Raw genomic sequence first — 23,881 nt, forward strand, 5'->3', positions numbered from 1 at the left:
AAGCAATCCGGAACTAAGAACCGGATTGCTTTGCTACTCTTTCTTCAATACAAAACGGATCAGCGCAATAAATACCTTTCCGTATCTTTCTTGCTTGATCTGCCCTACTCCTTTAATTTCTGCAAATTCATCAAGTGTCAACGGCTTTTTATCTACCATATCTTGCAGGGCAGCATCCGAAAAGATAAGATAGGCGCGTGTGTTTTCCTTTTCAGCTAATTGTTTTCGTAATTGGCGAAGTGAATCAAACAGCGTTTCTTCAATTGTAGAAGCCTCTTTCGGACGGATCGGTCGAGCTTTAAAGTCACCTTTCTTGCCCCGCTTTGTAGTGGTTTCGGTTTGTTCCGGTTCTTTGTAAACGGCTAACCGGGCTGTTGTTTCACCGTATAATACTTTTCGTCCGGATGGGGTTATACGCAATACATTTGATGACGCGTAATCTATTTCAATATATCCCAATTGAAGCATTTGATAAATATACTCGCGCCACATTCTATAAGAGAGATCACGTCCGGCACCGTAGGTTTTCAGCAAATGATAACCACGGGAGATTAGTTCTGCTCGCCCGGACGCGCGAAGTATATCGATCAGCATCTGCATACCAATGCTTTCATTTGTTCGCGCAATGGCACTAAGGGCTTTCTGAATCAAAACAGTACCATCAAAACGTTCGGGAGGATTGCGGCACACATCGCAGTTACCACAATCGTCTTCACGCTGTTCCGAAAAATAACTTAACAAAATGCGGCGGCGGCAAATATCTGCTTCACAGTAACGCTGCATGTGGTTCAGTTTTTCCAGATTAACTTCCGATTGTCCGCTTTCTTCGGCGAAACGCCTGCGAATAATCAGATCGGCCAATGAGTAAAACAACAAGGTATCACTTGCCAGGCCATCTCGTCCCGCACGTCCGATTTCCTGATAATAGTTCTCAATACTTCCGGGCGTATTGTAATGAATTACCCAGCGAACGTTACTCTTATCAATACCCATTCCGAAAGCAATCGTAGCGCAAATCACTTGTGTACGGTCATTTATAAAATCGCTTTGCGCTTTATCTCTTTGTTGCGGACTCATTCCCGCATGGTAAGCCACTGCATCTATGCCATACAGTTTGAGGGTATCCGCCACGGCCGTTGTGTCGTCTCGCTTTGTGCAATAAACAATGCCACATTGCTCTTTTCGCGCACGTATGAAATGAAGTATAGCCGCGTTCTTATCTTTTTTAGTCAGCCCTCTGCGTACCGTAAGCGAAAGATTAGGCCGATCGAACGAGGATACAAACACCTGTGGATCAGATAATTTAAGCTGGTCGATAATATCCTGACGTGTTATTTTATCCGCCGTTGCCGTAAGCGCCACAATGGGAACAGTGGGAAATTGCTCCTTCAAAACAGCAAGCTGCGTATATTCGGGTCGGAAGTCATGCCCCCAGTGAGACACACAATGCGCTTCGTCAATTGCAATCAACGAAATAGTCATGCGGGGGAACAACCAGTTCAGCTCGCCCATCAATCCTTCCGGTGAAACATATAGCAATTTTATTTTGCCTTGCACGCAAAGCTGCTTTACCTGTTGCCGGTCTTCTTCACGCATATTGCTGTTTAACGCCGCGGCAGGAATACCGTTTGCAACAAGTCCTTCCACCTGATCTTTCATCAGGGCAATCAGCGGCGACACCACAAGGGTAGTACCGGGAAGATAAATAGCCGGTAGCTGAAAGCAAATAGACTTCCCTCCACCTGTCGGCATCAAAACTAAGGCATCCCGCTTACTCAATATCGTTTGAATGATCTCTTCCTGATAAGGGCGAAAAGTTGTATATCCGAAAAACTTCTTTAACAAAGCATATAGCTCTTTCATCCGCAGTAATGGCATTTTGGTGTATTCAGGCCTCGAAGATAGTTAAAAATTCCTTTGGCTACGACAACCGGTGGTATCACTTCCGTATCGAAACAACTTTTCATCAGGCAGCTCTTGTGCCTCATTCAACGTTTTTCACTGCTTATTCTATATGTCAGGAAAAATAACCTTTATTTTCCTTTTTCTATATCTGTGGAAAAACTTTTCTATATCTGTGGTAAAGTTTTTCCACAGATATAGAAAAAGAGAAATATACTTTATAAATATAAACATATACTTTATATACATTATTATATAGGAAACAGATGCTCACAAAAAGACGAGTCCGCCAAACATTGTTGCGCCTATTTTGTTTTTATTCATAACAATTTATTTATAGTCCGAACGATGTTCATGACAAATATAAAAAGTATATTTGCGGTTTATAATTATATCTAATTTAATAGGTAGGAATGAATTCAACGGAAAGTTTAGTAAAGACATTAGTAAATGGCCTGCAGGAAAAGAAAGGCAAAAGTATCGTAACAGTTGATCTAACCAATATATCCGGAGCAATATGTCAATATATGATTATTTGCGAAGGCAACACCCCCACACAAGTATCCGCTTTATCCGATTCCGTATGGGATTTCGGGCATAAAGAAGCAGGCGAAAAACCTATTTCGGTGCATGGCAAACAGGGCGCGGAATGGATTGGGTTAGACTATGGCACAGTTCTTGTACATATCTTTCTGCCGGAGAAAAGGACTTTTTATAATCTGGAAACATTATGGTCTGACTCAAAGGTTACTCACATTCCCGATTTAGATTGATTTTCTTAATTATATTTTGATAACAGCGATATGAACAATAATAAAAATATGTCTAATAAGCCTCCTAAAGACAACAAACAAAAAATGTTTCGCTTCAACATCTACTGGATGTATGGGCTTATACTTGTCATGCTTGGCGCATTATACTTCACAAGCGACTCGTCTATAACAAAAGAAATCGGTTGGACCGAGTTTCAGAAGTATGCACAGGAAAATTCCTTTGACAAAATAACCGTTTTCAACAAGAAAAACATGTTGGAAGCAACAGTCAAAAGCGACAAGGTTAAAGACGTTTTTAAAGATAACGCCGATCGTTTGGGTACCTCTCCAAAGATTCTGGTAAAGATCCCTTCTTCCGATAAATTTTCCGACTTCTATGACCGGATGGTTTCGGAGCATAATATTGACACTCCAATTACCTATGAAGAGGGTGAAGACGCGTTTTTCAACTTTTTCATATCGTTAGCCCCCTGGGTTCTTTTCATATTCTTGTGGATATTCATCATGAGACGAATGTCTGGTGGTGCCGGTGGAGGCCCCGGAGGAGTATTTAATGTAGGAAAAGCGAAGGCGCAATTGTTTGATAAAGACAATGACCACAAGGTTACGTTTCAGGATGTAGCCGGATTGTCGGAAGCTAAGCAGGAGGTAGAAGAAATTGTATCATTCCTTAAAAATCCGGGGAAATACACTGAACTTGGTGGAAAAATTCCAAAAGGCGCCTTGTTGGTAGGCCCTCCGGGAACAGGTAAAACATTGTTGGCAAAAGCGGTAGCCGGAGAGGCAAACGTTCCGTTTTTCTCTTTGTCCGGTTCGGATTTCGTAGAAATGTTTGTCGGCGTTGGAGCATCACGTGTGCGTGACCTGTTCCGTCAGGCAAAGGAAAAAGCTCCTTGTATCGTATTTATCGACGAGATAGATGCCGTAGGTCGTGCCCGCGGTAAAAACGCGAACATGAATAGTAATGACGAACGCGAGAACACACTGAACCAGCTGCTTACAGAAATGGATGGCTTCGGTTCAAACAGTGGTGTAATCATCCTTGCCGCAACAAACAGAGCGGATGTGTTGGATAAAGCATTGCTTCGTGCCGGTCGTTTTGACCGTCAGATTCATGTAGAACTTCCGGACATCAACGAGAGAAAAGAAATATTCGGTGTACACCTTCGTCCGATCAAGATTGACGAAAGCGTTGACGCGGAATTTTTATCAAGACAAACACCCGGTTTCTCCGGTGCAGATATAGCAAACGTTTGTAATGAAGCGGCATTGATTGCTGCACGTAATGGAAAAAGCTTTGTGCAAAAAGAAGATTTCATGAGTGCGGTAGACCGTATTGTGGGTGGTTTGGAGAAACGAACAAAGATCACTACTGCCGAAGAACGTAAAAGTATTGCTTTCCACGAAGCTGGTCATGCCACACTTAGTTGGCTGCTCGAGCATGCCAATCCGTTAGTTAAGGTAACAATCGTACCGCGCGGAAAAGCACTGGGAGCTGCCTGGTATTTGCCCGAAGAGCGTCAGATCACTACGAAAGAGCAATTGCTGGATGAAATGTGTGCCACACTTGGCGGACGTGCGGCGGAAGAAATTTTCCTTGGCAGAATATCTACAGGAGCGTCTAACGATCTTGAGAGAGTAACAAAGCAGGCCTTGGCAATGGTAATATACTTTGGTATGAGCGAAGCTTTACCGAATATAAACTATTACGACACAACCGGACAGGAATGGGGTTTCACAAAGCCTTACAGTGAAGAAACCGCTCGCCTGATTGATACTGAAGTACAGAAAATAATAAATGAGCAATACGCACGCGCAAGAAAAATGCTGACAGAAAACACTGAGGGGCATAATAAATTAGCGAATGTACTGCTTGAACGTGAAGTGATCTATACCGAAGATGTTGAACATATTTTTGGCAAACGCCCTTGGGTTTCACGCATGGAAGAACTGATGGAACAGCAGGAGAAGAAAGTGAGTCCCGCTGTAAAGGAAGAGCCGGTTGTAAGTACTGAAATAGAGGACAAACCGGCAGCTGAACCTACAGCAAACAACAATACGCAAGAATAATAAAAGCGAACCAAACAGCAGAGAGCCTTGAAGAATCTAATAACACGTGCGTTTACCGGACTTATTTTCGTTGTTGTAATAATAAGCGCAATATGGTATGGAGCATATAGCTTTTCGGGTTTATTTTGCCTGATAACCGGACTTTCTGTCTGGGAACTATATGGGTTGCTTTATGGTAAAAACACCAATTTGATTAAACGCTGCACCCATGTATTGGGCGGCGTTTATCTGTTTGCTGCCACGTTTATGTATCGGTATGACATTGCCGGCAGTGATATATTCTTACCTTACCTGCTGTTTATTCTCATCTTGTTTATCATGGAGCTATATTATAAAGCAGATAATCCGATAAAGAATTGGGCCTATCTGCTTTTAATTCAGGTATATGCCGCAGGGTCTTTTTCTTTACTGAATCTGGTTGCTATTGAGGGCGCAGTTTATTCTGCCATTCCGCTATTAGCCATATTCATATTCGTATGGGTAAACGACACGGGTGCCTATTTGGTGGGCTCTACATTTGGGAAAAGACGCTTATTCGAACGAATCTCGCCTAAGAAATCGTGGGAAGGGTTCTTTGGAGGTATCGCATTTGTACTTATCGTAGCCTATATATTATCTTGCTATTTTATAGAGATTGCCTGGTATAACTGGATAGGGTTATCTGTTACGACTGTTGTGTTTGCAACTTGGGGAGACCTGACTGAGTCTTTATTAAAACGAACAATACAAGTAAAGGATTCCGGATCTATTCTGCCGGGTCATGGTGGAATGCTTGACAGATTTGACAGTATAATAATGGCTTCGCCGGCTGCTTATATCTATTTTGAGCTGTTTATTCGAAATTAAATGTCAATGTTATCATTCTTGATGTCGCTTTTGACAGGGCGTTCGTATATTTGATCAATTCGGCTTCGTTGAGATCGTCTCGTTTTTTCTCCAACAAATCCACCAGTCCGAAACTAAACTTCAACTCCGGGCATAGTTTAAAGTAAGGCAAATAAATATCACAGCCAAAACCAAACTCAACGCCGTAATCCATACTCTTCAGTAAAAGAGGATTACCTTTTTTACGTCCCATATCAAAAGCACCATATACACCACCTATCAGATAAGGTCGGTAATTATTCAATCGTAAGGCAGTATATTTCAAACTCAAAGGGAAAGACAAGTAGCTGGAGCGAACCACCGTAGAAAATGTTTCCTGAGAATTCTGTTCAATAAACTTAAACTGCTTATCACCGAAATTAAGTGTCGGAGTAAAGCGAAGATTCAAAAATGGATTCAGAAACATATCCCCTATCACACCAACGCTAAACCCGGGCGAATAGGCAGGAATTTCCGCAAAAAGGATTTCGCCGTTTTCAGCATATCCCGTATTCGTTAAAATTAAGTCTTGCGCATGTATTCCTACATGAAAACCTAAATGAAACATTTTAAAATCAGCATAAGGCTGATTTTTGGGTCGTTCTTTTTGCCCGAAAGCAATTACTGAAATCAAACAACCTAATCCTATAAATAAAAACAGACGTCTCAACTTTATATATTTTAAATTAATAACGAAGAATCGATAAACTTATTGCAAGAATCCGGGCGCGAAGTTAAAATTAAAGGCTATATTTTTTTTAGTTCGAATAAATATATATTTTTGCAGGAACTAATAGTTACTATAATTTATTTAAACATTTACAAGATGGCTTACGTAATTAGTGAAGATTGTATTGCTTGTGGAACTTGCATTGATGAGTGCCCGGTATCAGCAATTTCTGAGGGCGATATCTACCATATCGATCCTGAAATGTGTACAGATTGTGGAACATGTGCGGACGTATGTCCTACAGAAGCTATCCACCCTGCATGATAAGCAAACATCAATAGTTTTAACACTATTGTAATAAAAGTAAGGGGCTTACCTTAATAGGATAAGCCCCTTGCTTTTTTTATTTTGTTAAAATTCAATATTTAGTTTGATATCCCCTTTGCTATCCGTATCATCGTCTGAGGGTTCGTTTTCCTTTTTAGCCGCATTATGATCTTCGATAAATGAGATCACGTCTGTCATCCCATCCATGAATTTCTGAAAATCTTCTTTATAAAGGAATATTTTGTGTTTTTCAAAAGACACGCTTCCTGTTTCTTTTGATTGGATTTTTTTACTCTCAGTAATAGCCAGAAACAAATCATCTTTAAGGTTTTTCTTTACATCTAAATAATAAATCCGTTTTCCTGCCTTTATGGCTTTAGAATATATAATTTCCTTATCGCCACTATCAACAAACATTTTCTTAACTGAATCTTCCATATCTGCAAAAATTACGGTAATTATACTCTATTTTACTAAATACTGCTTCAAATATGTGCATTTTTTTTAAAATAAACACTATTTAAACTTACTAATATGTCCCATAACATGCACAAGATTAAAATTTTACAGTTCTTTAGTGATTTATTTCAGCGAGTCCAATCCTTAATCACAAAAGAATAACTAAATTTGCAGCCTTATTAAACAAACTAAAAAAGAAGTTCTTTCAAACAATGATTAACAGAATTTTAATCCGCATTAAAGTTTTACAGATAATATACGCGTATTATCAGAATGGTAACAAAGACCTCAAAACAGCGGAAAAAGAATTACTCTTCAGCCTGCAAAAGTCTTATGACTTATATCATTATTTCTTGCTCTTACTAATAGAAGTCACAAACCTGCAGGAGCGAATCCTTGATAATCGCAAGCATAAATACATGCCCACGGAAGAGGAAAAAAACCCCAACACCAAATTTATCGACAACCGATTTATCGCTCAACTAAAAAAGAACCTCGACCTACAGGAACAGGTTTCACAACATAGTTTGTCATGGAGCAACGATCCCGATTTTGTAAAAGATGTGCTTGATCTTATCCTAAAATCAACTATTTATCAGGAATACATTGACAGCAAAGAGGATTCATACGAATCGGATAAAGAATTCTGGCGTCAGATATTCAAACAGCTCATCTGTACGAATGAAATGATTGAAGAGTATCTGGAAGACAAAAGCATTTACTGGAATGATGATATCGAGATAGTCCAGACTTTTACACTAAAAACAATCAAGAAGTTTGAAGACAAAAACGGTGAAAAACAAGCGCTTCTGCCCATGTTTAAGGACGATGAAGACAAGGATTTTGCTACCTCTTTATTTAGGAAAACACTCACAAACGGTGTAGAATACCGTGAACGCATCGGCCGCCACATAAAAAACTGGGAAGCTGAACGTACCGCGAATATGGACCTGATCATTATGCAAGTCGCTCTTGCCGAAATAACAACATTTCCGACAATCCCTGTCAACGTTACACTCAACGAATTCATTGATATAGCAAAATATTACAGCACGCCCAAAAGCGGAACTTTCATCAATGGTATTCTTGATTCAATTGTATCCGAGCTAAAAAACGAGAAGTTATTATTTAAAGATTAATAATTATCACTACATTTGCATATATTACAAACTAATATAATAAAGAGATTGATATGGATTTACTGACAATTTTTCTGCAGGCCGCTGGAGGACAATCACCCTACTCGGGAATAATTATGATTGTAGCGATGGTCGCTATTTTTTATTTCTTTATGATACGCCCTCAGCAAAAGAAACAAAAAGACATCCAAAAAGCACGTGAAGCTTTACAAACTGGTGACAAAGTAATTATATCCGGTGGTATCTATGGAAAGATCAAAGAAATAGGTGATATCTATATGATTATCGAAGTTGCGGATGGTGTAAAGATTAAAGTTGATAAGACTTCAGTCTTCGCTTCTTCTGAAGACTCAAAATAACAAAACGAATTTATGCCACGACTTGAAACTGAAAATAAAAGAATCAAGTCTGCCCAGATAAAGATTAAAGCTTTTTTACACCGCCAAAGTTGGAAAGAAGTTTTAATCTTTTTTCTTTTTCTATTACTTTCACTCGGCTTCTGGGTATTACAGAGCATGAATGAAGAATATGAAATAGAAATAACTATCCCGGTCAGATATAAAGATATTCCGGCGGATGTAGCCTTTGCGCAACCTCCTCCAAAGGATATTGTCATATCTGTAAAAGACAAAGGGAATGTGCTCTTGAATTATTCCATTGGAAGAACGATCTCCCCAATAGAAGTTGATTACAAAAAAGCGTTAGACAAAGACAAAGTCCTTAATGTTAGTCAGCAGGAGATCGAAGCTCATCTGATGAAGCAGCTTTTCACTACCACTCAGCTTCACAGGTTTACCCCTTCGTCTATCGAAGTACAGACAAGTAAGAAAAAACAAAAGAAAGTACCTGTTGTTTTCAACGGTTCTGTTATACCGAGTGACGGATATGGGCTTGCCGACAAAATAAGTATATCTCCCACATCAATTAATGTTTATTCCACTCAAAATGTACTCGACTCAATTTCCGAAGTCAGAACCGGCTACATAGACATTAAGAATATAAAGAAAAGCATAACAAGAAATCTTGCTTTGGAACCAATCTCCGGAGCTACATTCGAACAAACAAATGTAGCCGTATCCATTCAGGTAGAAGAATTCACAGAAAAAACATTAGATATTCCGATTGTTTGTACAGACATTCCCGCCCGACATATTGTTAGAATATTTCCTCCTTCCGTAGCGGTTAACTGCAATGTTCCAATGAGTAAGTACAAGAATTTGAAAGAAGGCAGCTTTTCAATCCGCATAAAATACGAAGATCTGGAGCAGCATATTTCCGGTTCCATTCCGATCAAACTAATCGATAAACCGGATTGGATACAGACCTATACGTTAGTGCCCAACAAAGTTGAATTCATCATCGAACAGAGCATCACCCATGATTAAACTCGGTATTACAGGAGGGATAGGAAGCGGCAAATCAGTTGTTGGAGAGCTATTGAGTTTGTACGGAGTGCCTGTTTTTATCGCTGATACGGAAGCAAAGATTCTCACAAACACATCAACCGAAATACGAACTGAACTAATTAATTTGTTTGGTGACGACTTATATACCGAAACAGGATTGGACAAGAAAAAACTGGCTTACTATATCTTTAACAATCAGAAACTACTGCAAACCGTAAACCGGATTATTCATCCGGAAGTAGGTCGATCTTTCCGGAGCTGGGTAGATCGGCAGAAAGGGGGAATCTGTGCTATTGAATCCGCTATACTCTTTGAATCTGGATTTGATGCATTGGTCGACAAGACTCTTTCAGTATACGCACCCGAAGAGATAAGAATCAGGCGTGTTGCCGGGCGTGACCGGATATCCGAAGAGACAATCAGGCAAAGAATGAAGAATCAAATTTCGGAGGAAATAAAAAAAGAACGTTCCGATTTTGTTATTTATAATGACGACCACACAGCACTTATCCCTCAAGTTCATACTGTACTCTCCTCTTTGAATCAATAATTTTCTAACCTAAGATGCTTCTTTATTTCGTACCTTATCGTACATTTGTACTTTCAAATTTAAATGATAAGAAGAAAAAGAAAACATTATGTTGAAAACTATTTTGTCTATTTCGGGAAAACCCGGATTGTATCAATTAGTATCCCACGGGAAAAACATGTTGATCATTGAATCTTTAGTAGATAAAAAACGAATACCGGCTTATGCTAAAGATAAGGTGATATCATTAGGCGATATCGCCATTTATACTGATAGTTCTGAAGTACCACTACACGAAGTACTTACAAAACTCAAAGACAAGGAAAACGGAGAAGTAGTTGACACAAAAAAGATCAGCTCATATCCTGACGAATTGCGTAATTTCTTCGCAGAAATATTACCTGATTTTGACCGTGATCGTGTATATCCAAGTGATATTAAAAAACTGATTAGCTGGTACAATATCCTTGTAAAAGCAGGAATGACAGACTTTACGCCTAAAACAGAGGAAACTGAAGATGTTCAGGATGAAGCATCTGTTGAAGCTGATAAAGAATAAAAGAAACGTAAAATCAAAAAAAACGTCACTGTGGTATTTCCTACAGTGACGTTTTTTTTGAGCTATTTGATTTCAGATGATCAAAATTGCGGATTCTTCACCACTTCGTCTGTTAGCGCGAAATCAATTACGTCTGCAATATCTTTCACGTAATGGAAAGTAAGCCCTTTCAGATAATCTTCTTTAATTTCTTCTACATCCTTCTGATTTTCTGTGCAAAGAATGATGTCTTTAATACCTGCTCGCTTAGCGGCAAGAATCTTTTCTTTGATTCCACCTACGGGCAACACCTTACCTCGCAACGTAATCTCGCCTGTCATGGCTAAGTTTGCTTTTACCTTTCGTTGTGTAAAGGCGGAAACCAGCGAAGTTACCATCGTTACACCGGCACTTGGTCCGTCTTTCGGTATTGCTCCTTCGGGCACATGAATATGTACGTTCCAGTTTTCGAACATTTCTTCCTGGATACCGAATAATTTAGTGTGCGAACGGATATACTCGAGTGCCAACATGGCGGACTCTTTCATTACCGCACCTAAGTTTCCGGTTAGTGTCAGTTTTTCTCCTTTTCCTTTGCTCAGGCTGGATTCCACGAAAAGAATTTCACCACCAACGGCCGTCCAGGCCAATCCGGTAACAACACCTGCATACTCATTACCTTGGTATTTATCGCGCGTATATTCAACAGCGCCTAAGAACTCTTTCACTAAGGCGGGGGTTACTTGCACGGCAGAATCATCACCTAAAGCAAAACGCTTGGCGATCTTACGTACCACTTTAGCGATCTTTTTATCCAGTTCACGCACACCGCTTTCGCGTGTATATGATTCAACGATCAATTGAAGTGATTTTTTGGGGAAAGATACTTTTTCTTTCGGAACACCATGCGTATCCAATTGTTTTGGAACAAGATGTCTGGCTGCGATTTCAACTTTTTCTTCCAGAATATAGCCACTAACCTCTATCAGTTCCATACGATCCAACAGTGGCTGGGAAATTGTGTTCAGATTATTGGCTGTCGCAATAAACATCACCCTGCTTAAATCATAATCGATATCTAAATAATTATCGTGGAAAGTCGTGTTCTGTTCCGGGTCGAGTACTTCCAGCAAAGCGGAAGAAGGATCTCCTTTAAAGTCTGACGTTATTTTATCTATTTCGTCCAGCACAAACACCGGGTTGGAAGTTCCTGCCTTTTGAATATTCTGAATTATACGTCCGGACATAGCTCCTATATACGTACGGCGGTGACCTCTGATTTCAGCCTCGTCGTGCAATCCTCCCAAAGAAACGCGAACATATTTTCTGTTTAGTGCCTCGGCAACCGACTTTCCAAGCGATGTTTTACCAACTCCCGGAGGTCCGTACAAACAAATGATAGGAGACTTCATATCACCCTTCAGTTTCAACACAGCCAAATGTTCTATAATACGCTCTTTCACCTTTTCGAGCCCGTAATGATCACGATTAAGCACCTTTTCGGCTCGTTTCAAATTAAAGTTATCTTTACTGTATTCATTCCAGGGAAGATTAACTATAGTCTGAACATATTGCGTCTGAATAGAAAAATCGGGCGATTGCGGATGTAAACGTTCTAACTTCCGCACTTCCTTTTCGAACACTTCGGAAACCTCCTTAGACCATTTTTTCTTTGCGGCCTTCGCTCTGAGCTCCTTTATTTCAAGTTCATTAATATTACCGCCTAACTCTTCCTGTATCGTTTTTATCTGTTGCTGTAAGAAATATTCCTTTTGCTGCTGGTTTATATCTTCATGCGTTTTCATTTGAATAGAAGCCTTAAGCTCTATCAACTGATACTCCCTGTTCAGGATAAAAAGCAACCGGTAGGCACGTTCCTTCAGATCATCTATCTGCAAAAGTTGTTGCTTTTCAGTAGCACCACTGGGTATATTGCTTGCGGAAAAATTAATCTGGTATTGAACATTCTTATTGTTTTTGATAGAAAATATCAAATCGCGCGGTGGGTTAGCCATTGCGCTCATCATCTTTATCGTCAGGTCTTTAATCGTAGAGATCAATGCTTCAAACTCACGATCTGTCTGTTCAGGCAGCACATCGTCCAACAATGTTATATTTCCACGCAAATAAGGTTCTGCGTCTGTCAGATCATTCAGCGTAAAGCGTTTTTTACCCTGAAGGATCACAGTCGTAGCTCCATCCGGCATTTCCAATACCCGGACAATTTCGCCTATTACTCCCGTTAAATGCAGATCATCCAGAGCCGGATCTTCTATTTCCATTTCCTTCTGACAGACTACGCCGATCAGCGTTTTCTTCTGTGCGGCGTCCTTAATAAGTCTCATCGACTTTGGTCGTCCTACCACGACAGGTATAGCAACGCCGGGAAAAAGCACCATATTACGAAGCGGCAGGATTGGCACTACAGTACCCACTTCATCCATTCCTTCCATAAAGTCTTCATCCACATCACATTCTGTCAAAATTGGCATTACAACACCAATATTATCCTCCAAATCGTCATACGACTCTTCAGTAAATAGTCTCTTTTTATTTTTCATCATATAGAATATCCATTGTAGCAAATGTGTACAATAAATGTGCCAAAGTTACGCCTTTTTGATTAAAATCCATTACTTTTGAACGATTCAATCAAATAGTATGCCAACTTCGTTTTTCAAATTCAAAAAATTTATTATCCATCACGATAAATGCGCCATGAAAGTGGGTACGGATGGTGTGTTATTAGGTGCATGGGCTACCGTTTCCGGAAAAAGAAAAATAGTAGATATCGGCACCGGAAGTGGCCTGATTTCGTTGATGCTTGCCCAGCGGTCTGACGCGGAAATAGTTGCGATCGACATTGATTCTTCGGCCTGTTTACAAGCAACGGAAAACATTGCCGGGTCTATATTTAATGGACGCATCCGGGTATACCATACTTCATTGAACGAATTTGCCGAAAAAAGCAATGAGCTATACGATCTGATAGTATCAAACCCTCCTTATTTTAAAGCCTCCCTCCTATCTCCTGTTCATGAACGCAATTTGGCACGCCATAACGGTAGTCTCAGTCTGCAATCGTTGGTTGAAGACAGTCTTAAACGCCTTGCCCCATCGGGATGCCTTGCCCTTATATTGCCTTATGACCAGGAAGCGGAATTAAATCGAATAGTAGCGGATTCCAACCTCTATTTCAACAAAAAAACATATGTACGACCTACACCCGAGGCAAACTACAAACGAATTTTAGTAGAAATAGGTACCCATAACACGGAGTGTATACGCGAGGAACTGACAATCGAAGCGTCTCGACACAAATACACCCAAGAATACACTGAACTTACAAAAGATTTCTATTTAAAAATGTAGGTAGTTTATTTTCAAAGTAACGCGTAAAATCATCAAACATGTTCTTCATTCCCTCCGTTAATGATACAATTTCAGGCGTAATAACCCTTAACGATTTTGACATTACGGAAATATCAATGCGGCTTTCGGCCATAACCGGATCACCATCCAGGTGCATTAATCCGGAATGCTGACGTATGATGGAAACATTCTTTGCCTTCATCACCTTTATCTTACTATTGCGGTCTATCTGCTTCGTAAACAACTGTATAGCTAACGGAGCAATATCCAACGGAGTAAAGGGCGACAAGATGGTAATATCCATTTTCCCATCCTTAATATTTGCATGAGGAGCAATGAAAGCATTATTTCCGTATTGGGAAGCATTTCCACACGCCACCAAAAAGGCCTTCTCCTTAATTGTCTGATTATCTACAATTAACTCATAAGGCTCCGGTTTATAATTCAGGTACTCTTCAATCGTATTCTTAATATAAGTAAGCGAACCACGATGTTTTTCCTGCGCAAAAGACTCACTAACCTTAGCGTCAAACCCCACACCGCACGTACAAAAGAAAACCCTACCGTTGGCTTCGCAAGCATCAATCACACTAACATGCCCTTTTGTAAGTACATCAACCGCCCGCTTCACATCCATAGGAATATGCAACTCTCTGGCCAACCCATTTCCCGAACCTTTAGGAATAATCCCCAACACAGCGTCGGAATGAAGCATTGTTTTCGCTATTTCATTAACAGTACCATCACCACCTACGGCAATGATGCAGGTATACCCCTCCTCCAAAGCTTTGCGGGTCAGTTCACTGGCATGTCCGGGATATTCCGTAAATGCAACAGACAGCGGACAACCCTTTTCTTCGCAAACACGCTCCAACATCCGGGGAATCTTACGTTTAGACCCTACTCCTGAAATCGGATTGATTATCGCCTGAACTTTTATATCACCAATACTCATAACCGTTTTTACATTTGAACGACAAAAGTAATGCTTTTATGATATTAAAAAAAAATACCACCACTGCATTAAACTATAATTAATGTACACATGCGTACATTATATAAAGATAAACTTCTCTTTACTTAGTTCATTTTTCAAAACATATCCTTTATTTTGCTTTTTCCATATATATAGAAAAACTTTACCACAGATATAGAAAAGTTTTTCCACAGATATAGAAAAAGAGAAATATAGTATATAATCATAAAAAGAACCTTTATAATAATCAAATCATACTTTTAATTAAAAACGAGATTTCCACCAAGACAAAACCCTTAAATTTCTGTTCAAAAAAATAACCTAAACAACAAAAAGTCAGTTACATCATAAAAATGTTATTTTTTTTATATTTTTTACTATATTTGCACATCTTAAAGTAAAAAAGCATAATAGAACTATTTTTCTATTATTTCTTAAATAGAAGATATATTAGTATTTCTAGTTTATTTTATCACTAAAAGTGTGTGTTTATGATGAAAAAGTTGACTTATTTGCTCCTATGCATTTTTATATGTATAGGATTAGTTAGTGCTCAAACTACTGCTGTCAGAGGAGTTGTAATCTCCGCAGACGACAATGAGCCTATTATCGGTGCCTCAATACTCGTTAAAGGCACAACGGTTGGTACCGTTACAGACCTTGATGGTGCATTCACTCTAAATGTGCCAAGTTCCGCAAAAACTCTCGTTATCTCTTACATAGGCATGACCTCCCAAGAAGTCGCCGTAGCATCAAATGTAAGAGTGTTATTGCAATCGGATACGCAAAATCTGGATGAAGTGGTGGTAACTGCTTTAGGTATTTCTAAAGAAAAGAAAGCTTTGGGTTATGCTGTACAAGATGTTAAAGCTGAAGATCTGGCAAAAGGAGCTAATACCAGTTTTGCAGGAGCATTACAAGGTAAAGTTTCAGGGGTTCAGATATCATCATCATCCGGTATGCCTGGTGCCTCTTCTAAAATAACTATTCGCGGCTCACGTTCTTTCTCTGGAGACAACACTCCCTTATATGTTATTGATGGTATGCCAATAGCATCAACACCTGAGTTAGATACAGGTAGTTCTGTAACGGGAGCAGATTATGCAGGTCGTGCTGTTGACATCGACCCGAATGATATTGAAAGTATCAACATCTTAAAAGGTCAAGCAGCCTCTGCGTTATATGGAATGCGTGCATCAAATGGAGTTATTATTATTACAACAAAAAGTGGTAAAGGTGTAAAAGCGGGTAAACCTCAAATAACATTCACCTCTAACATTTCTTTCGACAAGCCATCAACAAAGTTTGAGTATCAAAAAAAATATGCTCAAGGCACCAATAGTGGTGGATTCAATCCAAACGCATCAACCTCATGGGGACCGCTTATTTCAGAATTAGCAAATGACCCAACATACGGGGGAAATACGGATAATAAATACACTCAACAATTTGGAAAGAAAGAAGGACAATACTATGTTCCTCAACGAGAAAAAGCGGGATTAGACCCTTGGGCTACGCCTCAAGCTTATGATAATATTAATGACTTCTTTGACACTGGAGTCACATGGAGTAATAACATTAATATAGCTCAGGCTATGGAAAAAGGACACTACTCTTTTTCCATTGGTAATTCAACACAAAATGGTATAGTACCCAACACTGGCATGGATCGATACAATGCCAGGATAGCTGCAGAAACACAATTGCACCAAAACTGGAAAACAGGATTTTCCGGAAATTTTGTGAGCTCAACAATCAAAAAATCAACCGGAGCAAACAATGGGTTAGTTGCAACATTATATGGAGCACCAGCAAGTTATGATCTGGCAGGAATACCAAACCACATAGAAGGCGACCCATATACTCAAAATACATTTAGAGCGACAAGTGGTTTTAACGGTCCGTATTGGAATGTTGAACATAACAAAAACATAGAAAAAAACCAACGCTTCTTTGGTAATGCTTTCGGTAATTACACAACAAAATTGAATACAGAAAATCATAAATTAGATATTAAGTATCAATTAGGGGTAGATTCATATTCGTCTGGATACAGTGATATTTTCGGATATGGACATGCTAATAAAAAAGGAGAGATTAACGAACGCAACATTTCTGTTGTGGAAGCGAACTCACTGCTAACAGCTATCTATACCTGGAATATTAATTCCGATATGGTTTTAGATGTTATGGTAGGTAACGAATTAGTTCAGAAGAAAAGAAAGATGGTTAGGGCTCAAGGTCTGGACTTCAATTTCCCAGGTTGGAATCATATGGATAATGCAACAACACAAAAAAGTTTTTCAACATTTAAACATAGGAGAACTGTTGGTAATTTCTATAATGTATCTTTTGCTTATGCTAATATGATTTACTTTAACACAACCGGACGTCAAGACGTAGTTTCTTATATGCCTCGTAACAATAGAACTTATTTCTATCCGTCGGTATCCTTAGGTTGGATTCTTACAGAGTTTGAGCCTTTAAAAAACAATATTTTAACTTATGCTAAAATCCGTGGTTCTTTTGCAGAAGTAGGTATGGGTGAAGATTATTATGAGTCATATTATACTCTACCTACTTATAGTGGAGGATTTTTTAGTGGAACTCCAATCATGTATCCGTTAAATGGCATTTCAGCTTATACACAAAGTTTAACTGTTTATGATCCGAAATTAAAGCCTCAAAACACTCGTTCGTGGGAAATTGGTACAGATTTAACATTCTTCAATGGTCTATTTTCCATCAACTACACCTATTCAAGACAAAATACAAGTGATCAAATATTTGCGGTCCCTATTGCCAGATCAACAGGTTCTGCTGAGCTTATCACAAATGGCGGTAAAGTTCATACGGATGCACATGAGGTCACTTTAGCAATTAATCCTATTAGCACCAAAAACTTCAAATGGGATTTTGCCTTCAACTTCTCTAAAATCGATAATTATGTTGATGAATTAGCCGAAGGTGTAGAAAGTATTATGTTAGGAGGTTTCGTTGATCCTCAGGTACGTTTACAAAAAGGAGAAAAATTTCCTATTTTATATGGAACTACTTTTGAACGTAATGATGAAGGTCAAATTGTCGTTGATCAAAATGGATTACCAACTCGTGGTCCAGAAGGTAAAATAGGAGATATCGCTCCTGATTTCAATCTTGGATTCAACACAAATTTTGAGATATTCAAAGTTAAAATAGCTGCAACTTTTGATTGGAAATGTGGCGGGCAAATGTATAACGGTACATATAATACAGCGAATTACTATGGTACAACAAAATATTCACAGGAGCTTCGCGATAAATCACAATTTTTCTTCGATAAACCAGCTGTTAAGCTAAATCCTGATGGATCGTATTCTCCTAACGACATCCCCGTAAAAGCTCCAAAAGAGAACCAGTATAATGAGCATAGTAATGCTTATTATTATCTAGATGCAATGAGCGGCATTTCTGAGGCTGGAGTTTTTGATAATGATTTCATTAAACTTCGTGAAATATCAATCAGCTATCCGGTTTGGAATAAAAACGGCATTAACGTAAACATAAGCACTTTTGCTCGTAATATTCTTATTTGGACAAAACTGAAAGGTGGATTAGATCCGGAATCATCTCAAGGAAATAATAATATGGCTGGAGGATTCGAACGTTTCTCGTTACCGGGAACAGCAAGCTATGGCCTTGGAGTTAATGTAAAATTCTAAATATTTAAGCAAAATGAAAATCAAAAATATAACAAAAAATATTCTTAGTGTTATTGTTGTAGGTTTTCTATCTAGTTCTTGTTCAGAAGATACAATGGACAGAATTAACAAAGATAGAGATCATACAACAGACGTAAGTGCTAGATATATCATCTCAGATGTTATGACAAAAACTGCATTCAGTTCAGTCGGAGGAGATTTCAATGCCTATTTCTCTATTTATATTGAACATGAACTGGGAACGCATAATCAGTTTTTAAGAGCAGATATGAGAAATGGAGAGCCATCAAGTTCAAGCACATTTAATAATACGTGGGGATCTACCTATCAGTCTCTTAAAAATGCAAAAAACGTAATAAGCAAATGTTCTGAAGGTGGTTTAGAAGAAGGTAATAATATAACACTTGGTGTTGGACAGATATTAGCAGCTTATAACCTCGCAATTCTTACTGATATGTATGGAGATGTACCTTGGAAAGAAGCAGGAGATTATACCATCACAAAAAATCCAGTGATTGACAAACAAGAAGTCATTTATCAAGATATTCTAAAATATATTGATGATGCAATTGTAAATCTTCAAAAAAGCGATTTGAAAGGTATGGCGACACAAGACTTGATCTACGGAGGGAAAGCTAATTTATGGTTAAAAACTGCTTACGCTTTGAAAGCACGTTATACAATGCGTTTATTACATAAAAGTTCAAATGTACAGGCTAATATGGAAACGGTTTTAGATTGCGTATCTAAATCTTTTACGTCTTCTTCTGAGCAATGTTCTTTTGACGTCTTTGGAGGTTCACAATACAATCCTGTTTGGGGAATAAACTCAGCTCGTGGAGGACTTGGTGCCAGCAAAAGTATGTTTGACCGCTTAGTGACTTTGGATGACCCAAGAATCGGACGCTGTTTTTGGGATCCAGAAACAGAAGAAATATTCCCATCTGCCACAGCTAAAGGCATTAACATCAAACCGAATGGAGGAGGATTTGAAAGCCAGTTAGGCTTTACAACATCAGTTTTCATTGCTGCGACCTATGCCCCAATTCATTTAATTAGCTATCATGAGATGTTATTCCTAAAAGCAGAAGCTTTAGTGCATCTTAACAGATTAGATGAAGCAAACAAGACACTTAGGGAAGCTGTAATTTCAGGATTTGCAAATATGGAAAATAATGTTCAAGAAGCAATTAATGGAATATGGAAACTTAAATCATCAACAAACCCAGTTACAGCAGAAGATGCGGCTCAATATTATGATGAGAAGATTGCACCTCTATTTTCTGCTAATGCTTTGAAGACGGTTATGATCCAGAAATATATTGCATTTTGGGGTTCTAATGGAGAATCAACAGAAGCATATAATGATGTTCGTCGTATGAAAGCTATGGGTAATGACTTTTATGAATTGCAAAACCCCAATAAATTCCCTTTACGTGCTCCCTACGGAAATGGTGATACAACCACAAATCCGAATGTAGAAGCAGCATATGGGGATGGCAAATATGTGTACACAGAACCTGTTTGGTGGGCTGGTGGAAACCGCTAATCAACAACTACAAAATTAATAAAAGGCTATCTCATCAACACAAATGAGATAGCCTTTTTCACATCTAACAGTTAGATATACATTCCCTCATAAAGACAGCTTCCAACTGGAAGCAAAACTACATTTAGAATAAACTTCGCCCCAAACAAAAACTTTCTGTCACATTTCTATCTATCTTTTGATCAATTTATTTTATCATAGTGTTATCTTTAGTTGTTTTTTTAAATATTATATTTATTTTTGCATTGGAATAAGTTTTAGAAAAGAACTTTTATAGAATAGCACTTATTTTTTGTATTTAGAATTTATTTGACTTCTACGAACTCAGCTAATCTTAGCATTCTGCCCTAGAACTTTATATCGGAACTTTATTTATTACTATAGGTTAAATTAATCAAGTGTGTGTTTATGATGAAAAAGTTGACTTATCTTTTGCTATGCCTCTTTATGAGCATAGGATTAGTTAGCGCTCAAACAACTGCGGTAAGAGGTGTTGTAATCTCTGCAGAAGACAATGAGCCAATTATTGGTGCCTCCATTTTGGCGAAAGGCACAACAGTAGGAACTGTAACAGATCTCGATGGAGCGTTCTCTTTGAATGTGCCAAGTTCCGCTAAAACTCTCGTTATTTCTTATATTGGTATGATTACACAGGAAGTTGCTGTGTCATCGAATGTAAGAGTGTTATTGCAATCGGATACGCAAAATCTGGATGAAGTGGTGGTAACCGCGTATGGTACTACAACCAAAGGTGCTTTCACCGGTTCGGCATCTGTGCTAAAAGCCGAAAAAATCGAAGCTCGCCAGGTTTCCAACTTGTCAAATGCGTTAACCGGTACGGTTGCAGGGGTGCAAGTATTAAGTGATAACGGACAGCCGGGTACTTCTGCCAAAATTCGTATTCGTGGTGTTGGTTCTATTAATGCAGGTATGGACCCATTATATGTAGTGGATGGTATTCCTTTTGACGGAGACCTATCTTCTATTAATACACAAGACATCGAATCTATGACTGTATTGAAAGATGCTGCTTCTACTGCACTTTACGGTGCTCGTGGTGCCAATGGTATTATCATGGTAACAACGAAAAAAGGGAAATCCGGCAAAGCTACGGTTAACTTTGACGCGAAGGTAGGTTCTAACAGTCGTGCAACAAAGAACTACGATGTGATGAGATCTCCACAGATGTATACCGAAGGAATTTATCAGGCTATTTACAATGCCAACATTGGTACAGGCACTCCGGAATCAACCAACGCTAAGGCGAATAACATCTTATTCTCTAAAGGAGGTGGTGGATTTGGTTATCCGATCTACACGGTTCCTACCGGTGAAAAAGTTATCGGCATGGATGGCAAACTAAATCCAAACGCTGTTTTAGGTTATAACGACGGAACTTATTATTACACTCCTGATAACTGGGAAGACGAATCATTTGTTAACAACATGCGTCAGGAATATAATGTCAGCGTATCAGCAAGCTCTGATAAAATGAACTTCTACGGTTCTTTTGGCTACTTAAATGATCAGGGTATTATTCGTAATTCAGGGTTTGAGCGTTATGCAGGTCGTCTGAAGGGTGAATACAAAATCACAGACTGGTTCAAAGTGGGAGGTAACTTTGGTTACACATACTCAAACAGCCGTGCTCCGGGCGATCAGGATGCCTTTGCTACAGCGTCTTCAGGAAACTCATTCTTTATTGCTAATAATATGGCTCCGGTCATTCCAATGTATGTAAGAGGAGCAGACGGAAATATCATGCTTGATAAAGGTCGTCCGGTTTATGATTATGGAGATGGGAAAAGCACTAAAGGCAATCGTAATTTCATGTCTATCTCAAATCCTACGGGAGATTTAGTGTATAATAAAGAAATGTATCTGAGTGACATTATGAATTTCACCTGGTTTGGAGAATTAACGCCTATAGCAGGATTAACCCTAACCGCACGTTATGGTCTAAATATTGACAACACACGTTATAACTCATTAGGAAATTCAAAATACGGACAAAGCGCATCTTATGGAGGTACTGCTTATCAACAGCACGAGCGTCTATATGGATTCAACCAACAATACATTGGTAATTATCAATTCACCATTGAAGATGATCATCATGTAGATGTTACTTTAGGATACGATGGTTATGAGTTTGAAAGCGCTTTAGTAGAAGCTTCCGGACAGAATTTATATAATGCCAATTCATATTATATAAATAACACAATCGACCAACGCAAGTCTTATGGTTCTGCTCAAAGATATTCTACAGAAGGATTCTTGGGTCGTGTAAATTACAACTACAAAGACACCTATTTCGGAAGTGTTTCTTTTCGTCGTGACGGATCTTCCCGTTTCAGCAAAGACAATCGCTGGGGTAGTTTCTATTCCGCAAGTGCTGCATGGATGATCTCGAATGAAGACTTTTTAAAAGAACAGACTTGGTTGAATATGTTAAAGCTTAAAGCATCATTTGGTCAACAAGGTAATGATGACTTACGTTATGACAACGCTCGCCAAACCAGAAACTACTATCCTTACATCGACCAGTTCAGAGTAACAGGTGCAAATGGTATTTTTGCGGACGGTACGTTATATTATAAAGGAAATCCGGACATTACCTGGGAGACATCTACGTCTTACAACATTGGTGCGGACTTCTCAGTATTAAACAATCGCTTGTCCGGTACAATCGAATATTTCGGACGTGAATCTAAAGATATGCTTTATAACAAACCAGTTGCTCCATCTTCAGGTTATTCTGCTATCCCTATGAATATCGGTTCAATGCGTAACACAGGATTAGAAACAGAACTTGTTTATCAGATTGTGAAAAACAAAAATATATCTTGGGACGTAAACCTGAACGCGACATTCATTAAGAATAAGATTTTGGAATTACACCCAGACCTTGGTGGTCAAATGATAACCGGCACTCGCATTTATGAAGAAGGTGAATCAATGTACCGTATGTATCTTGTAAAATACGCAGGGGTTGATCAGGAAACAGGTGAAGCTTTGTACTTTGCAGGCAAAGACGATGAAGGCAAACCTATCACAACAAATAACTGGTCTACTGCCAGCAATTTCAAAGAAGGTACAGATGATTTATTGCCAACAGTATATGGAGGATTCGGTACATCTTTAAATGCTTATGGATTTGATTTCAACATCCAATTCTCTTACCAATTAGGGGGTAAAATCTATGATAGCGGTTATGCGGCATTAATGCACGGAGGTTCTTCTTCTAATAGCGGACGTAACTGGCACATGGATATACAGAATGCCTGGACTCCATTAAACACAAACACAAATGTTCCTCGCTTAAAGACATCAGATCAATATTCAAACAGTCAATCAGACAGATGGATTACAAGTTCTGATTATTTATCTCTTAATAATATTGCTTTAGGATATACACTACCTAAAAGCTTAACGGAGAAAATGACAATAAGCAGAATACGTGTTTATGTTGCAGCAGACAATATTGCTGTATTCTCTGCCCGTCAGGGATTAGATCCACGTCAGAGCTTTACCTCTTCAACAACCTCACTTTATACTCCAATCCGCACTATCTCAGGCGGTGTAAGTGTTACGTTCTAAATTATA

Annotated in this window: 18 protein-coding genes; 13 read left to right on the forward strand and 5 right to left on the reverse strand. The window is 38.8% G+C overall.

The annotated features are described in order from the left end of the window. Positions 1-33 precede the first annotated feature (33 nt). Entirely contained in the window at positions 34-1,863 is a 1,830-nt protein-coding gene (gene recQ / locus B9Y81_RS04385) for a DNA helicase RecQ (RefSeq protein ID WP_085536000.1), read from the reverse strand. A gap of 452 nt (positions 1,864-2,315) precedes the next feature. Here recQ and rsfS point away from each other — a divergent pair, with 452 nt between their 5' ends. Genes rsfS through B9Y81_RS04400 form a run of 3 tightly spaced genes read left to right on the forward strand, consistent with a single transcriptional unit; the run spans position 2,316 to position 5,591 of the window. Next, positions 2,316-2,675, forward strand: coding sequence for a ribosome silencing factor (gene rsfS / locus B9Y81_RS04390; protein WP_085535779.1), 360 nt, complete (start codon positions 2,316-2,318; stop codon positions 2,673-2,675). A 30-nt stretch (positions 2,676-2,705) separates the two neighbouring features. Next, positions 2,706-4,745, forward strand: a complete 2,040-nt coding sequence (gene ftsH, locus B9Y81_RS04395) for an ATP-dependent zinc metalloprotease FtsH (RefSeq protein WP_085535780.1) — start codon at positions 2,706-2,708, stop codon at positions 4,743-4,745. 27 nt (positions 4,746-4,772) lie between these two features. Then, a complete protein-coding gene (locus B9Y81_RS04400; RefSeq protein WP_085535781.1) occupies positions 4,773-5,591 on the forward strand; it encodes a phosphatidate cytidylyltransferase in 819 nt (272 codons plus the stop codon). Here B9Y81_RS04400 and porT read toward each other — a convergent pair. Then, a complete protein-coding gene (gene porT / locus B9Y81_RS04405; RefSeq protein WP_085535782.1) occupies positions 5,578-6,279 on the reverse strand; it encodes a type IX secretion/gliding motility protein PorT/SprT in 702 nt (233 codons plus the stop codon). The genes B9Y81_RS04400 and porT overlap by 14 nt on opposite strands. Positions 6,280-6,435: 156 nt before the next feature. Between porT and B9Y81_RS04410 the strand changes: the two genes are divergently transcribed. After that, positions 6,436-6,603 carry a DUF362 domain-containing protein gene (locus B9Y81_RS04410; RefSeq protein ID WP_085536001.1) on the forward strand — a complete coding sequence of 56 codons (168 nt, stop codon included), beginning with the start codon at positions 6,436-6,438 and terminating at the stop codon, positions 6,601-6,603. Between the two features lie 87 nt (positions 6,604-6,690). Here the strand turns inward: B9Y81_RS04410 and B9Y81_RS04415 are convergent, their stop codons facing one another. Next, positions 6,691-7,044 carry a DUF3276 family protein gene (locus B9Y81_RS04415; protein ID WP_085535783.1) on the reverse strand — a complete coding sequence of 118 codons (354 nt, stop codon included), beginning with the start codon at positions 7,042-7,044 and terminating at the stop codon, positions 6,691-6,693. Positions 7,045-7,277: 233 nt separating this feature from the next. On the opposite strand from B9Y81_RS04415, the gene nusB reads away from it, so the two are divergent. From nusB to B9Y81_RS04440, 5 genes are all read left to right on the forward strand, one after another. Continuing rightward, the gene (gene nusB / locus B9Y81_RS04420) at positions 7,278-8,204 is read left to right on the forward strand and encodes a transcription antitermination factor NusB (protein WP_085535784.1); all 927 of its coding nucleotides are present in this window, start codon (positions 7,278-7,280) and stop codon (positions 8,202-8,204) included. A gap of 53 nt (positions 8,205-8,257) precedes the next feature. Continuing rightward, positions 8,258-8,563: a preprotein translocase subunit YajC gene (gene yajC / locus B9Y81_RS04425; protein WP_085535785.1), complete on the forward strand. Its 306-nt coding sequence runs from the start codon at positions 8,258-8,260 to the stop codon at positions 8,561-8,563. A gap of 12 nt (positions 8,564-8,575) precedes the next feature. Further along, positions 8,576-9,589: a CdaR family protein gene (locus tag B9Y81_RS04430; protein WP_085535786.1), complete on the forward strand. Its 1,014-nt coding sequence runs from the start codon at positions 8,576-8,578 to the stop codon at positions 9,587-9,589. Continuing rightward, positions 9,582-10,160, forward strand: a complete 579-nt coding sequence (gene coaE / locus B9Y81_RS04435) for a dephospho-CoA kinase (protein ID WP_085535787.1) — start codon at positions 9,582-9,584, stop codon at positions 10,158-10,160. The genes B9Y81_RS04430 and coaE overlap by 8 nt, the downstream gene beginning before the upstream one ends. A gap of 88 nt (positions 10,161-10,248) precedes the next feature. Then, entirely contained in the window at positions 10,249-10,698 is a 450-nt protein-coding gene (locus tag B9Y81_RS04440) for a DUF5606 family protein (protein ID WP_085535788.1), read from the forward strand. A gap of 80 nt (positions 10,699-10,778) precedes the next feature. On the opposite strand, the gene lon is transcribed toward B9Y81_RS04440, so the two are convergent. After that, positions 10,779-13,241, reverse strand: coding sequence for an endopeptidase La (gene lon, locus B9Y81_RS04445; RefSeq protein WP_085535789.1), 2,463 nt, complete (start codon positions 13,239-13,241; stop codon positions 10,779-10,781). A gap of 97 nt (positions 13,242-13,338) precedes the next feature. On the opposite strand from lon, the gene B9Y81_RS04450 reads away from it, so the two are divergent. Next, complete coding sequence (locus tag B9Y81_RS04450; RefSeq protein WP_085535790.1) at positions 13,339-14,049, forward strand: tRNA1(Val) (adenine(37)-N6)-methyltransferase; 711 nt, start codon at positions 13,339-13,341, stop codon at positions 14,047-14,049. On the opposite strand, the gene B9Y81_RS04455 is transcribed toward B9Y81_RS04450, so the two are convergent. Beyond that, on the reverse strand, positions 14,021-15,004 hold the full coding sequence (locus tag B9Y81_RS04455; RefSeq protein ID WP_085535791.1) for a diacylglycerol/lipid kinase family protein: 984 nt from the start codon (positions 15,002-15,004) through the stop codon (positions 14,021-14,023). The two genes, B9Y81_RS04450 and B9Y81_RS04455, sit on opposite strands and share 29 nt — an antisense overlap. Positions 15,005-15,516: 512 nt before the next feature. Here B9Y81_RS04455 and B9Y81_RS04460 point away from each other — a divergent pair. The 3 genes from B9Y81_RS04460 (at position 15,517) to B9Y81_RS04470 (ending at position 23,875) form a co-directional block, all read left to right on the forward strand. Continuing rightward, on the forward strand, positions 15,517-18,726 hold the full coding sequence (locus B9Y81_RS04460; protein ID WP_085535792.1) for a SusC/RagA family TonB-linked outer membrane protein: 3,210 nt from the start codon (positions 15,517-15,519) through the stop codon (positions 18,724-18,726). A 13-nt stretch (positions 18,727-18,739) separates the two neighbouring features. After that, positions 18,740-20,275, forward strand: coding sequence for a SusD/RagB family nutrient-binding outer membrane lipoprotein (locus B9Y81_RS04465; protein WP_085535793.1), 1,536 nt, complete (start codon positions 18,740-18,742; stop codon positions 20,273-20,275). A gap of 408 nt (positions 20,276-20,683) precedes the next feature. Next, positions 20,684-23,875, forward strand: a complete 3,192-nt coding sequence (locus tag B9Y81_RS04470; RefSeq protein ID WP_085535794.1) for a SusC/RagA family TonB-linked outer membrane protein — start codon at positions 20,684-20,686, stop codon at positions 23,873-23,875. The last annotated feature ends 6 nt before the right edge of the window (positions 23,876-23,881 follow it).

It is taken from the genome of Massilibacteroides vaginae (genome assembly GCF_900178525.1).
Classification (GTDB): Bacteria; Bacteroidota; Bacteroidia; order Bacteroidales; family Tannerellaceae; genus Massilibacteroides; species Massilibacteroides vaginae.

Bases quoted from the DNA above. Each gene is read 5' to 3' on its own strand.
- recQ (WP_085536000.1), bottom strand. From the start codon at position 1,863: ATGAAAGAGCTATATGCTTTGTTAAAGAAGTTTTTCGGATATACAACT.
- rsfS (WP_085535779.1), top strand. From the start codon at position 2,316: ATGAATTCAACGGAAAGTTTAGTAAAGACATTAGTAAATGGCCTGCAG.
- ftsH (WP_085535780.1), top strand. From the start codon at position 2,706: ATGAACAATAATAAAAATATGTCTAATAAGCCTCCTAAAGACAACAAA.
- B9Y81_RS04410 (WP_085536001.1), top strand. From the start codon at position 6,436: ATGGCTTACGTAATTAGTGAAGATTGTATTGCTTGTGGAACTTGCATT.
- B9Y81_RS04415 (WP_085535783.1), bottom strand. From the start codon at position 7,044: ATGGAAGATTCAGTTAAGAAAATGTTTGTTGATAGTGGCGATAAGGAA.
- nusB (WP_085535784.1), top strand. From the start codon at position 7,278: ATGATTAACAGAATTTTAATCCGCATTAAAGTTTTACAGATAATATAC.
- yajC (WP_085535785.1), top strand. From the start codon at position 8,258: ATGGATTTACTGACAATTTTTCTGCAGGCCGCTGGAGGACAATCACCC.
- B9Y81_RS04430 (WP_085535786.1), top strand. From the start codon at position 8,576: ATGCCACGACTTGAAACTGAAAATAAAAGAATCAAGTCTGCCCAGATA.
- coaE (WP_085535787.1), top strand. From the start codon at position 9,582: ATGATTAAACTCGGTATTACAGGAGGGATAGGAAGCGGCAAATCAGTT.
- B9Y81_RS04440 (WP_085535788.1), top strand. From the start codon at position 10,249: ATGTTGAAAACTATTTTGTCTATTTCGGGAAAACCCGGATTGTATCAA.
- lon (WP_085535789.1), bottom strand. From the start codon at position 13,241: ATGATGAAAAATAAAAAGAGACTATTTACTGAAGAGTCGTATGACGAT.
- B9Y81_RS04450 (WP_085535790.1), top strand. From the start codon at position 13,339: ATGCCAACTTCGTTTTTCAAATTCAAAAAATTTATTATCCATCACGAT.
- B9Y81_RS04455 (WP_085535791.1), bottom strand. From the start codon at position 15,004: ATGAGTATTGGTGATATAAAAGTTCAGGCGATAATCAATCCGATTTCA.
- B9Y81_RS04460 (WP_085535792.1), top strand. From the start codon at position 15,517: ATGATGAAAAAGTTGACTTATTTGCTCCTATGCATTTTTATATGTATA.
- B9Y81_RS04465 (WP_085535793.1), top strand. From the start codon at position 18,740: ATGAAAATCAAAAATATAACAAAAAATATTCTTAGTGTTATTGTTGTA.
- B9Y81_RS04470 (WP_085535794.1), top strand. From the start codon at position 20,684: ATGATGAAAAAGTTGACTTATCTTTTGCTATGCCTCTTTATGAGCATA.